Origin of the sequence: Streptomyces canus (assembly GCF_030815415.1) — a bacterium.
In the GTDB taxonomy this organism is placed as follows: Bacteria; Actinomycetota; Actinomycetes; order Streptomycetales; family Streptomycetaceae; genus Streptomyces; species Streptomyces canus_F.
Genome location: NZ_JAUSWW010000001.1, coordinates 6925828 through 6939011 on the forward strand (window position 1 = coordinate 6925828; position 13184 = coordinate 6939011).

A 13184-nucleotide genomic window follows, 5' to 3' on the forward strand; every position below is an offset into this window, starting at 1 on the left:
GACCAGCAGCGGCCCTCGCGATCGGCCATCCGAACCCCCTCACGGTGGAGGTCTGCGGGAGTGGTGACCCCGGTCTCCGCGGACTGTGACGGGAAGAGGCGGCCGAGCAGCCCGGTGCGCCCGTCCTCCATGAGGAGGAGAACGGGCGCCACGAGGGGGGCGGGTGTGGTGCCCGGATCCGGTGGCAGAGACTGAGCTGCTGCCGCTGGCACACAGGCCCCCTCCTCCGGTGCCGTGGCGTCCGCGCCATCTCCGTACACCAGGGGCTCGGCGCCTCTGTGCACTTCAGCCGCGCCCCGCCCCCTCCGGGGTGTCGTCGGCGAATGCCGGGGGCTCACTCGGGCCGACTCCTGGGAACGCTAGAACAGCGACACGCAGGAATTGGCGTCACCGACGAAGCAGACGTACAGCTTCACGTCGCGGACGCTGTGCCCGTTGCCGTTCGCGTAGCCGGGGGTGCTGTTGGCACCGTTGCTGTCCGAACCGAGCTTGGTGTAGCCGTGGTAGTTCCACCCTCCGTTCTCCCACTTCTGGTAGGTGGTGTAGAGCCCCGCGCCCTTGCCGTCTGCGCAGTTGTCCCAGATCGTGAAGTCCCAGTTGGTGTCGTAGCCCGTCGTGACCTGCCAGTAGTTGTAGGAGCCGTTGACGGAGGCGCAGCCGTCGGACGTGCTCTGGTAATAGCTCGCGGCCTGAGCCTGGCCGGAGAAGGCCATGACCAGGCCTGCGGCGGCGGCCGCGACCGCGAGCTTCTTCTGAACGCTCTTGAGCGTGATGCCATTGACCATGGCGGTCCTCCTGGATGTCGATGGTGTGACTGGGGACGGATCCACTGGGTGGACGACGGGACAGAGGCCCAGGCTGTGCTGCTCGCACCCCGGGGCGAGGTTGCTGTGCGTTCAGTGCGACAGCCTGCGTTCTGCCGCTACTTGCGTGCGTATCCGGGGTAACTAGTGCGGAGGCGCCACTCCACGCCCCGGGTCGCTGACTGCCCGCTCGTCGGGTGCGGCCGTTTCGCTGTGCGGCTGAACGCTTGCCGAGCTGGGCCTCCGGGTTCTTCGTGGCGCTGTTTCCTGTCCTGGACCAAGATGCTCGGTCGACCGTCGGCGAACCTTGAGCAAACGTTGAATTGGCTGGTCGAAGGTGTTGTGCCAGGGTGGGGATCTGAGAGTGGGGGGCGTGCTGTGACGGTTGAGTTCGGTGTGCTCGGCAGCGTCGAGGCGCGGGTGGACGGCCGAAGCGTCGATCTGGGCCATGCCCGTCAGCGGTGTGTGCTCGCAGTGCTGCTGGTGGACGCCAACCAGGTGGTTTCGGTGGACCAGCTCGTCGAGCGCGTCTGGGCCGACCGTCCTCCGCAGCGGGCCCGGAACACGGTCTACGGCTATGTCTCCCGTCTGCGGCACGCCTTGGCCGTCGCCCAGGGGGCGGATATCGTCCGCCGTTCCGGTGGGTATGTCCTCGACGTCGAGGCGGCGGCAGTGGATCTGCACCGTTTCCGTGACGTTGCCGCACGGGCCCGCGCGGCCGCGTGGAACGAGAAGGACGAGCAGGCTGCAACCCTGTTCGGGCAGGCACTCGGCCTCTGGCGGGGAGATGCCTTCGCGGGTCTGGACACCCCTTGGATCAACGCCCTCCGCGACGCGGTCGACCAAGAACGGGTCGCGGTCGAACTGGACCACACCGATGTCCGGCTCCGCTGCGGTCACCACAGCGGACTGTTGTCCGAGTTGTCGGCCCGGGTCGACTTGCACCCACTGGACGAACGGCTGGCAGGCCAGTTCATCCTCACCCTGTACCGCTGCGGTCGCCCGGCCGATGCCCTCAACCGCTACCAGCAGATCCGGCTGCTGCTGGCCGAAGAACTCGGCTGTGACCCCGGCCTCCCGCTGCGGCAACTGCACCAGCAGATCCTCACCACCGACCCCGCACTGAACGTCCCCGCCGCCGGCCCCGCTGCCGGGCGTGCTCCGGGATCCACACCCGCTCTCGGGCCGGGCCCGTCACCCACGCCACCGCCGGTGGGAACCCCACAGGATGGCGCCGACCTGCCCGGCCCGCCGACACCGCGGCGCCCCCGGACGGGGAGCCACCTCGTCGGGCGGGCAGCGGAGTTGGCGGTTCTCGACGATGCGATCGAGGATGCCCTGGCCGGTGCGCCAGCGGTGGTCGAGGTGGTCGGGGAACCGGGTATCGGAAAGACACGGCTGCTCGGCGAACTGGGCGAGCGGGCGAGACGGCGCGGTTTCGTGACCCTGGCCGGCCGCAGCGTGGAGTTCGACCGGGCTCCCTACGGTGCGTTCGTGGACGCCTTGGACGACCACCTCGGCCGTGTGGACTTCCTCCGGCTCCGGCACGATGGATCACTGCCAGGCGCGTTCGCGCTGCTGAGTACGGTCTTCCCCGCACTCCGTGACCGGTTCCCGGCCGGGCTGGAGCCGGTGACGGTCGAACGGTACTGGTTCCACCGGGCGGTGCGGACGTTGCTGGAGGCGCTGAGTGCCGACGGCGGGCTCGTGCTCAGCCTGGACGACCTGCAGTGGACGGATGACGGTACAGCCGAGCTGATCGACCATCTGGTACGGCACCCGCCGAGGACACCGCTGCTCCTCGCCCTCGGCTACCGTCCCCGGCAGGCTCCGCCGCGACTGGCCGCGGCACTGGCCCGGGCCGGAACCGAGGGAAGAGTGGCCAGGGTCGAGCTGGGGCCGCTGTCCCCGACCGAGGGAGCGGAGCTGTGCGGGGCCAGGCCGGATCACTGGCGCTTCCGACGGCTGTACGAGGCCAGCGGCGGCAACCCGTTCTACCTGGAGGCGCTGGCCCGAAGCGCCGGGAACGAAAGCCCGTCGGTGGTCCCGGCCGACGCGGTGCCTGTCGCCGACGATCTGCCGCAATCGGTGCGTGCCGCACTGCTGGAGGAGCTGGGAGGTCTGTCGGCCACTGCGAGGGCCTGTACACAGGCGGCCGCGGTGCTCGGTGACTCCTTCGAAGCCGAGATGGTTGCAGTCGTGGCCCGGACCGGTGAGGCACAGGCCCTTGCCGCCCTGGACGAGGTCGCGGAGCGGGACCTGGTACGCCAGATCGGCTCCACGCGCCGATTCCGGTTCCGCCATCCGCTGGTGCGGGCAGCGGTGTACCAGGGGGCGGGCGCCGGCTGGCGGATCGAGGCGCATACCCGGGCCGCGCACGGCCTGGCGCTGCACGGCGCACCGCTGACCGCCCAGGCGTCGCACGTTCAGCGTTCGGCGCGGGTGGGAGACGAACATGCCGTTGACGTACTGGTACGCGCCGCCCGTCAGGTGATGACGATCGCACCGGCCGCTGCCGCGCACTGGACGCAGGAAGCCCTGCGGTTGCTCGGTGAGCAGAGTCGGCTGCGGCCCGAACTGTGGCTCCAGCAGGCCGATGCGCTGGGCATGGCCGGACGACTGCTGGAAAGCCGCGACGTCCTGCGCACGACCGCTTCTCTCCCGCCTGCGCAGGCAGGGGCTCAGCGGGCTCGGCTGACCGTCTCCCGAGCCACGGTGGAGTGGAAGCTCGGCCGTTACAAGAAGGCGACGTCGCTGCTGCTTCGGGAACTGGCGGACCACGACGACCGGCCGGAATCCGAGACCGCCGCTCTGCAGATGGGGGTCGCGACGGTGGCGCTTCGCACAGCCGACTTTCCCACAGCCATCGGTTGGGGCGAACGCGCGCTGCACTCGGCAGAAACCACCGGCGACCCATGGCGGATCACCGCTGTCCGGAGTCTGCTGGCACTGGCACATACCTTGGCCGGGGACTCCGTCCGATCGACCGACTACCTGGACCTGGTACGGGAAGTAGTCGACGAAGCCGATGACCAGCAACTGGTCGACCAGATCGACACCCTTGTCACGATCGGCTGGACGGAAATGTTCCTGGGACACTACGACGCCGCGCTCCGGCACCTCGGTCAGGGCCTGGACCTTTCCCGTCGTACCGGCCAAAGCCTCATGCTCGCCGATCTCTTCGCTGCCTCCGCGTACGTACTGATGTGGCTCGGGCATCTGGACGAGGCAGCAAAGTACGCCGACGACGCGCTGGAGGCGGCATCACTCGTCGGCAGCAACGAGCCACGCTCGCTGGCCGAGGCGGTGAACGCGGCGGTCTCGATGTGGCGGGGAGACTTCGCCGGAGCACTGAAGATCTGTGAGGAGTCGCTTTCGCAGGCCGGCCCCGAACCGACCCAGTACCGGTCGGCGATCCTCGGAATGCTCGGCAATGCGTTGCTGTTCACCGGTGATCCGGCGGGCTGCGTCCGCAGGGTGATCGAAGCGGGTGGTGGCCCCGAAATGTCAGCGTTCGAAGCACCCGTGCGCACAGTGTGGTTGCGGCTGTTGACTGGTGCGGAACTGGCCCGGGGCGATGTGGTGGCTGCCGAGATGTGGGCCCGCCGTGCAGCATCCGCTGTGAGCCCCGACAGACCGCCCGGACAGCTCGGCTTCGCTTTGCTGGCCCGCGCCGAGGTACACCTCGCAAGGGAAGACGCGGCTGCGGCAGAGGCTGCGTGCGAGGCCGCTGCCGCGTTCTGCGCAGCTCGAATGCCACTCTATGAAGCCACAGCCCGGCTGACGGCGGGCATCGCACTGTCCGTCGTCGACCGCCGGCCCGAAGGACTCGCGCAGCTGGAACGAGCGAGAGCATTGTTCACTGGCTGCGGGGCAACGGCCCTGTCCGCACTGGCCGATCAAGAACACGATCGCATCGCCGCCCGAACTCCGCTTCCGACAACCGGCATCACACCCGGGATCTGAGACTCCCGGACGGCGCAAGCTCCGCTGGAGCGAGTCCCCCAAGGGTTACTCGCCGGGTTCATCCGTCTCGGCGTCGGGAGTTCAGCCGCCGCAAGCAGACGTGTGTCGGCCTGCGAAAACGGACATGCGGATTTTGCCTCGGATGAGGGGGAGCCTGCTGCTCCTGTAGGCGCCGACCGAAATACGCTCAGGGGTTATTGAGGGGCCACAAGGACAGGAACAGATCGACAAGCACTGCATAGGATTGACACGGATCAACCGTCCTGACCTGGGAAAACGTCAAGAATGAGCGTTGATCGGCAAGAGCTGCCAAGATCCCCAAGGGACTCATAATCCGTCGGCCGTGGGTTCGAGTCCCACCCGCCCCACCTGCGCAGGCTTCTGACGCGTAAATACGAACCGGCGTGGGCAAACCGCAGGTAGCTGACCTCGCCTCCTGCGTTGCCACCCCGCGGCGCGGTGTTGATCAAGGGCTACGGGGCGTTCGTTCTGCCCATTTACCCGTCCCACGGCGGGCGGCGAAGCCGCCCTGGGTCGCTGACGCGTAAATACGAACCGGCGTGGGCAAACCGCAGGTAGCTGACCTCGCCTCCTGCGTTGCCACCCCGCGGCGCGGTGTTGATCAAGGGCTACGGGGCGTTCGTTCTGCCCATTTACCCGTCCCACGGCGGGCGGCGAAGCCGCCCTGGGTCGCTGACCTGCGGAAACGTTCCGCGTTGAGCGTCTGAACGTCAACTTGCTCTCAACGGACTGAATCCGCTGCTCGCGAGTTCGGATTCTTCTGAGTCTGGCGCCGTCCGCGAGTAGGCGCGCGGCTCTGACCTGCGGCGGAGCAGGTGGTCAGGGTGGTTGTCGGACCCGGGAACAGCTGCCCTGGGGCTCGGAGCCATGATCCAGGGACCAGACAGGGACCAAGACGGCGCCGATGCCTCGCGTGTGTAGGTTTTCCGGCTGGGTCCCTGCTCATTCGTCGGCTGTGAGCCTTCGTCCGCAGGGCGCCCGGTCGGATCCCCCGCGTGCAGTGGGACAACGAGCCGGCCATCGGACGCCGCCGGGGGGACATGAGTTCGCCGCCCTGGCCGGGCTGCTGGCCTGCAAGGTGATCCTTTGCCGGGCCCCGCGACCCGGAGTCGAAGGATCTGGTCGAGCGGACGAACGGCTACCTGGAGGCCAGCTGCGCGGCAGCCTGCTGTTGACACCCGGTGCGCTGGAGCGGCTCGACTTCCTCCACCAGTTCGCCGACCGATTCGACATCCAGGACAGAGCCGCGAGCGTCAACCTGGGCCTTACCCACTTCCTCGCCGATGTGGCGCAGGACCCGCGACGCTTCTCGCTGCTGCCCGCCGACGTGCCGCTGCCGGAGGTCCTCGGGCTGCGTTCCATTCCCCTGGTCAACCCCGCACCGCTGTACGCCTGGTCGCTGCTGTGGCGCACAGGCAACGGACACCCTGGGCTGGACGGCCTCACCGCCGCCTGCGCCGCGCAAGCAGGGCAGCCGATGGCTGGAGTACGACCCGGCGCGCGACTGGCTGCCCGAACCGCCCATGAACGCACCCCGGGGCAAAGCAGCCTTGAACAACGCTGGAACGTGAGCAGCCCTGGGGATTTTTGGAGGACCTCATCAGTGAGGGCGTGCACCAGCAACGGCTGGACGAGACGCAGGGCCAGACCACGGCCGAGGAGCACGGTACCGGGGGCGGGAACGGCCTCGTCCGCATCCGGCAGCCGACCGAGCACCAGTTGGCTGCGGGAACTGAAGTCCACAGGCCGGCGGGTAGTCGTTGCGCCCCGGGCCGGTGGAGTCGCGGCGGGCCGTGAGCCAGTCCACGATGCCGAGGTGCCTTCTGCGCTGGGAGCCTTCAGCCGGTTCTGGCTGGTGGTGTTGTTGTCCAGAAGCTCACTGAGACTGTGGCCGCGGGCTGTTCTCTCTCTTTACGCAACATGAGTGAGTCAGCTGACTTTTCCGCCCGGTGCTGGTGGTGAGTCTCGTACGGTCTGTGTACGGGGCCGACGGCCGTGGGGGAGGTCCTGACGGCGGGCGCCGGTTGAAAGGCGCACCTGCATGTTGAGGTTGGGGAAGCCGTCGGACGGGCTCACGGTCCAGACGAGTTGCTGCCATTGGGCCAGGGCAAGTGTCTGGAGCGCGGCCGCTGTGGAATGTCTTGTTGGAACAGTGCCGACTGCCCCGGATGGTGGGCAGGCGGGGGTCTGGCGGCGCGGATGATGTCCCTCGGACCGTCCATCGGCTGCTGGGTGTTGACGTTCTCTCTGCTGCTCCGTGTCTGGGGCGCGAGTGGGCGGGTGCGGAAGCGGCTGCTGCTGTTGGCGGGATCTACGACCGCCGGGGGCGTCTATCGGGCCGCGACTACCGCGCTGTGGGCTCAACCGGCGCAGGGACTGGACTCACGAGGCTTGGCCGGTTCGGCGGTGGTCACCGGAGTGACGATCGCGGTCGGTCTGGGGATGGCCGGTCTGGTGGTCGCCGCCGATGCCGGTACAGGTCGGCACGCGTGGCTGCGGCGCGTGCTTGATGGGGCCGTCACGGCCGGGGCTGTGTTCATGGCCGGATGGGTACTCCTGGGGAGAGCCGGTGATGGCTGGCGGCCGGAGACGGGGATGATCGGCGTCCTTTGGGCCTCGGAAGTCGTGTCCCTCAGTTTTCTGCTCGTCCTGCGACGTCTCGTACGGTGCGACCAGCAGGCCACTGTGTGGGCAGCGATCGTCGGACTGTTCCTCATGCTGATCGGCGACACCCTGCGACTGCGGATGATCGGCGGCCCACATGGCCCCGAGGCGATGTCATTCCAACTGGGCGACGTCTGCGTTACCGCGGGACTGCTGGCAATCGCTGTCGGACCCTGGGTGCCCGGCGGGGGGAGCGTACTGGTCGCAGGTCGGCCGATGCTGCGGTCGGGGAGCGCGTTCATTGTCCTGACAGTCTGCACCGTCACGGCGCTCGGATATGCGTTGACTCCTCTTGCCTACGACCCGGTATCGCTGTTGGTCGGTGGAACAGTAATGCTGGGCCTCTGGGCACGCCATACCTTCCTGCCGAGCGAGAGCACCGGAAGAGATGACTGAGATGCCTGTCCGGCACGGAGGATTCCGTGCCGGACAGGCATCTCAGAGGAACCGCAGGGACCACATAGGGACCACATAGGGACCACAAGGACCGGAACCAACCGACAAGGACCGTGCAAGGCCGACAGGGATGCACTCGCCTGACCTGCAAGAACGCCATGAATCGACGTGAAATGGTAAGGACCGCCAAGATCCTGAATGGACTCATAATCCGTCGGCCGTGGGTTCGAGTCCCACCCGCCCCACTCTTCGCTACGCGGGCAGACGCCAGTGACCAGCGGAAACGTCAAGGCCCTCGCTCCTGCGGGGGCCTTTTTGCGTCCTTCAAGATTGCTTGCTCGCCCGAAGTGGGAACCCGCCACGTCCACGGTCCAGCCGCGCAGTTCGGGCGCGGCCTGGCGGGCGCAGAAGGCGAGAGGGCCTCCGGCTGTGTGCGCCAGGGGCCCTCTCGCGTATGAGCAGTTACTGTCGCGGCCATGGCGACTGGCCGGCGCTGAGCCGCCGAAGAACGTCCGGCGTATCGACATCGACGACCTGACCGCCCTCGCTGCGGCACTCGGCGTGAACCCGAACGCCCTGCTGCTCCCCCACCAGGGTCCGGAGCTACGACCGTCGCCAGCCAGCTGGGCAGTGCACATCGAGGACTCCGGAGGCCGCGGGTCGCCTGTCGGGTAGCCGTGACCAATCATTTCGGCGGCGGGCCGTCAGGAGCCCCGTGTCAGGGGCGTGCGCCCACCATGCTGGCGCAGAGGTTGATCAGGTCGGGGAGGGCGCAGATTTCTCTGTCGTCGCTGAGGGGCGGCGTGGTGTGCGGCGGCTCGCTGGGCGCGGGCGGCGTCGGCGCGGGCGGCGGCGCCGGGCTCGGTGTCTGCGGCTTCGTCTCGCCCGGAGGTGTGGGCGCCCGGCGCGGACGGTTCGCCTGGGGTGCCGGTCCCGGGGCGGTCCTGGCCGCCGTGTCCGCTGTCGCCCTTGTGGTCATCTTCGGTGACGTCGGCCGGGCCGGGAAGCGCGAGATGGGCGCCGTCATTCCTTGGGCCGCTGTGTCGGTCGTGACGTCCGTGCGGTGCTCGGCGGGTGTGCTCGGCTCTGGGCCCTGGGCGTTGCTGTCCGTGCCGGGGAGCGTCAACGATGTGCCAGGCTCAGCGAGGGGCCGTGGCGCTGCCTGGCCGATGTTGGCGTACTAGGCAGCAGCGCCGCACGCGACGAGGAGGGACGTCGCGGCGACGGCGAGGACGGCCGGTCGCCCGCGCACGAACTACGGAGGCGGTCGCCTACAAGTGGACCGCGAGCGGGAGGTCGGCAGCCGGCCGGAAGGGACACGACAGGCTGAGGAAGACCCGATCCGACATGAACCGACTCCACGCCGAATTGACCGCGCCGAAGATCGCCGCACAGACACCGTTGTCGCTGACTCCAAAGTGGGCGACGGTGTGCTCACCGCGGTGCGACTACGAAGAGCGTGCGCTCGCACTGGTCGATCAGCACCGCATCACGAAAGTCCTCCCGATGCCAGTGCGGTGCCGAGTTCGCGCGCGGAGCGGCGCGGGGTGTCACAGGGCAGCGGACCCTCGGTGTTCCACGTACCAGGCGTACGCTTCGGCGATTCCCTCCCGCAGGCCGATACGCGGGGCCCATCCCAGAGTGGTGATCCGGGAGACGTCAAGGACCTTGCGTGGAGTGCCGTCCGGCTGGGCCGCGTCCCACTCGATGGCCCCCTGGTAGCCGACGACCTCTGCCACCAACTCGGCGGCCTCCCGGATCGTCAGGTCCGTGCCGGTGCCGACATTCACCGATCCGTCCGCGTCGTAGTGCTCCAGCAGGTACAGGCATGCCCGAGCCAGATCATCCACGTGCAGGAACTCCCGGCGAGGTGTTCCGGTACCCCAGTTCACCACTCGCCGTGCCCCTGCCGTTCGGGCCTCGTGGAAGCGCCGGATCAGCGATGCCAGGACATGGGACTGCTCGGGATGAAAGTTGTCGCCGGGGCCGTACAGGTTGGTCGGCATGGCGGAAATCCAGGGGAGACCGTGCTGCCGCCGCACCGCCTGCACGTGCAGGAGCCCGGCGATCTTGGCGATGGCGTAGGCGTCGTTGGTCGGCTCCAACGCACCGGTCAGCAGCGCCTCCTCTCGAATGGGCTGGTCGGCGAATTTCGGATAGACGCAGCTGGAACCCAGGAACAGCAGCTGCTCCACCCCCTGTTCCAGGGCCGCGTCCAGCACGTTGACCTGGATACGCAGGTTGTCGGAGAGGAACTCCGTGGGACGGGTGGCATTTGCTTTGATCCCGCCCACCCGTGCGGCGGCCAGCACCACCACATCCGGCCGGGTGGCCGCGAACCAGTCGAGGACGGCACGGCGCTCGCGCAGGTCCAGTTGGGCGGAGCCGGGTCCGACCACGTCGGTGAAGCCCTCCCGCTCCAGATGCCGGCACACCGCGGAACCGACGAGTCCACGGCTTCCGCCAACGAATACGCGCGCGGAGCGGTCGAGGCGGCGGTGAACGTACCCGCACGGTGCTGAGGCTGGGGAGCTCACCGCTGCGCGCTCCGGTCGGCGGTCATGGAGTGAGGCTCGCCGTCGAGTGCCTCCTGCGTGCCCGTGGCCTGGGCATCCTGCTCTCCGCCTGGAGTCGGCAGGGCCGGAGCGCCACCGGCGGGCGGCATGTGCCAGCTGCCGCGTCGTTTGGAGAATAGGCCGGCTGTCCGGTGCTGCGGCCGGTATTCGTACGCATAGCCATACGTGCTGCCCTCCTCCTTCGACGACGTCATGTTCAGGACCGTACCGAGCACGGAAGCACCGACCTGCTGCAGTGTGCGAAGGGCTGCGCCGACCTGGTCGCGGCTGGTGCGTGAAGCCCGCACCACCACCAGGTAGCCGTCCACGACGGTGGCGATCACGGACGCGTCCGCCACCGGCAGCACCGGCGGGGTGTCCACCACGACATGGTCGAACTTGCCGGCGAGGCTGCGCAGCACGCCCCTCAACTGGTCGCTGCCCAGCAGCTCGGTGGGATTGGGCGGCACCGAGCCACTGGTCAGCACCGAGAAGGAGCCCACGGACTGCAGCACTTGGTGGACCTCGGCCTGGCCGATCAGCACGGTGGTCAACCCGGCGTCCCGCACCAGCCCCAGGACGCGGGCAGTGGAAGGCCGGCGCAGGTCGGTGTCGACCAGGCACACCGAGGCACCGGTCTCGGCCAGCGCCGCGGCCAGGTTGATCGCGACACTGGTCTTCCCCTCACGAGGCAGCGGGCTGGTTACCGCGATCACCTTCGGCGGCTGGTCCACGTCCACGAACCGCAGGCTGGTGCGCAGCCGCCGGAAGCCCTCGGCGCGCGGTCCGTGCAAGTCGTCGAGCAATGCCACGGGATGGCGGGTGGTCCGCGGGTCGTGCGCGACGCTCCCGAGCACGGGAGGGCCGCCGAACCCGGCCAGGAGCTCGGTGAGAGTCTGAAGACTGCGTACCGAGCGATCCATCGACTCCCTGGCCACGGCGAAACCGGCCCCGAGGGCCAGCCCGACCATCAGCCCGATGGCGAGGTTCACCGCCGGGCGCGGGGAAAAAGGCGCGGAGGGCACGGAGGCCGGCTGGGTGATGCTCAGCCGCACTGGGGACGTCCTCGCGTCGTCCGGGCGCTCAAGGCCGCGGACCACGTCGGCGAAGCGCTCGGCCACAGCGTTGCTGATGCGGGCAGCCCGCTCCGGCCGGGTGTCCGTGACAGTGAGCCGGAGCAGCACCGTGTCGGGCTGCGTGGTCGCGCTGATGCGACGGCTCAGTTGATCCGGCGTCATGTCGAGACCCAGGGTCTCCACGACGTGCCGGGACACCAGAGGACTCGCCGCCACCTCGGCGTACGACCGGACCCGAGCCTGGGTGAAGACATTTCCCTGCGCGAGCTGGAGGGTGTCGGACCCCTCCCGCACGGACACGAAGAGCTTTGCAGTGGCCCGGTACTCGAGGGTCGCCGTGTGGGTGATGAGCGCACCGACCGCCGTTCCGAGCAGAGCGAGCACGGTGACGGCACGCCAGCGGCGAGAGAGGACTCGTAGGTAGTCGCGCAGGTCCAAGACGTCCGTCCCTGATCGGATCCGGTGAGTTCCGTCCTCACCGTACGACACCAGTGGACAAATGACCGGTATATCCATCGAGTCACGCAAAGATGGCAATCGTCACAATCCAGGTGAATTGATAGGTTTCACTGCCCGAGTGAGGCAGTTCCCGCATCCCCGCATCCCTCGATCCCTTCATCTGCGTCGCCGCAGCAAGGAGTGCATGTGACGGTCAAGAAAGCGCTCATCACCGGTATCACCGGTCAGGACGGCTCCTACCTCGCGGAGCTGCTGCTGCAGAAGGGCTATGTGGTGCACGGAATCGTCCGTCGCGCCTCGACCTTCAACACGCAACGCATCGACCATCTCTACCGAGACCCGCACGATCCCGACGCGCGCATGTTCCTCCATTACGGCGATCTCACCGACGGCACCCGGATCGCCGGCCTCCTGGAGCAGGTCCAGCCGGACGAGGTCTACCACCTGGCGGCCCAGTCGCATGTCCGGGTCTCCTTCGACGAGCCGGAGTTCACCGGCAACACGACGGGCCTCAGCACCATCCGGTTGCTCGAAGCGATCCGGGTGACCGGCCTGCCCTGCCGCTTCTACCAGGCCTCCAGCTCCGAGATGTTCGGTGGCACACCTCCGCCGCAGAACGAGGACACCGCCTTCCACCCTCGCTCTCCCTACGGAGTCGCCAAGGTCTACGCCTACTGGGCGACACGCAACTACCGTGAGGCGTACGGGATGTACGCGGTCAACGGCATCCTGTTCAACCACGAGTCCCCCCGCCGCGGCCCCACGTTCGTCACCCGCAAGGTGGCCATGGCCGCCGCACGCATCAAGGCCGGCCTCCAGGACGTCGTCTACCTCGGCAATCTCGGCGCCCGACGGGACTGGGGGTACGCGGCCGAGTACGTCGAGGCGATGTGGCTGATGCTGCAACAGGACAAGCCGGACGACTACGTGGTCGCCACCGGCGCCAGCCACAGCGTCCGCGACTTCGTCGAGCACTGCTTCTCCCACGTCGGACTCGTCTGGCGCGACCACGTCCGTTTCGACGACCGCTATCTGCGCCCCTCCGAGGTCGACGATCTCGTCGGTGACGCCTCCAAGGCCGAACGCGTCCTGGGCTGGCGGCCGACCGTGCTGGCCCCGGAACTGGCCCGGCTGATGGTGGACGCGGAACTGGACAGGCTCGGGCAGGGCGTCGTGGCCACGGCGTCGCCTTCTCCCGCGCAGGCGCTGGTCGGCCTGTGACCGCCGGAGCGGGCAGAGGCGGC

At 68.4% G+C, this 13184-nt stretch carries 7 protein-coding genes and 1 tRNA gene; 5 read left to right on the forward strand and 3 right to left on the reverse strand.

Annotated features, from left to right (window positions below):
- Positions 1–359 precede the first annotated feature (359 nt).
- Entirely contained in the window at positions 360–785 is a 426-nt protein-coding gene (locus QF037_RS32010) for a Tat pathway signal protein (protein ID WP_307031201.1), read from the reverse strand.
- Positions 786–1085: 300 nt separating this feature from the next.
- Here QF037_RS32010 and QF037_RS32015 point away from each other — a divergent pair, with 300 nt between their 5' ends.
- The 4 genes from QF037_RS32015 (at position 1086) to QF037_RS32030 (ending at position 9034) form a co-directional block, all read left to right on the forward strand.
- The gene (locus QF037_RS32015) at positions 1086–4769 is read left to right on the forward strand and encodes a BTAD domain-containing putative transcriptional regulator (RefSeq protein WP_307031203.1); all 3684 of its coding nucleotides are present in this window, start codon (positions 1086–1088) and stop codon (positions 4767–4769) included.
- Between the two features lie 2439 nt (positions 4770–7208).
- Positions 7209–7850, forward strand: a complete 642-nt coding sequence (locus tag QF037_RS32020; RefSeq protein WP_307031205.1) for a hypothetical protein — start codon at positions 7209–7211, stop codon at positions 7848–7850.
- A 168-nt stretch (positions 7851–8018) separates the two neighbouring features.
- Positions 8019–8095 (forward strand) — tRNA-OTHER (locus QF037_RS32025).
- A gap of 492 nt (positions 8096–8587) precedes the next feature.
- Positions 8588–9034 carry a hypothetical protein gene (locus tag QF037_RS32030; RefSeq protein ID WP_307031207.1) on the forward strand — a complete coding sequence of 149 codons (447 nt, stop codon included), beginning with the start codon at positions 8588–8590 and terminating at the stop codon, positions 9032–9034.
- A gap of 366 nt (positions 9035–9400) precedes the next feature.
- Here the strand turns inward: QF037_RS32030 and QF037_RS32035 are convergent, their stop codons facing one another.
- Positions 9401–10387 carry a GDP-L-fucose synthase family protein gene (locus QF037_RS32035; protein ID WP_307031209.1) on the reverse strand — a complete coding sequence of 329 codons (987 nt, stop codon included), beginning with the start codon at positions 10385–10387 and terminating at the stop codon, positions 9401–9403.
- Complete coding sequence (locus QF037_RS32040) at positions 10384–11919, reverse strand: polysaccharide biosynthesis tyrosine autokinase (protein WP_307031211.1); 1536 nt, start codon at positions 11917–11919, stop codon at positions 10384–10386. The genes QF037_RS32035 and QF037_RS32040 overlap by 4 nt, the downstream gene beginning before the upstream one ends.
- A gap of 207 nt (positions 11920–12126) precedes the next feature.
- Here QF037_RS32040 and gmd point away from each other — a divergent pair, with 207 nt between their 5' ends.
- Entirely contained in the window at positions 12127–13161 is a 1035-nt protein-coding gene (gene gmd, locus QF037_RS32045) for a GDP-mannose 4,6-dehydratase (protein WP_307031213.1), read from the forward strand.
- The last annotated feature ends 23 nt before the right edge of the window (positions 13162–13184 follow it).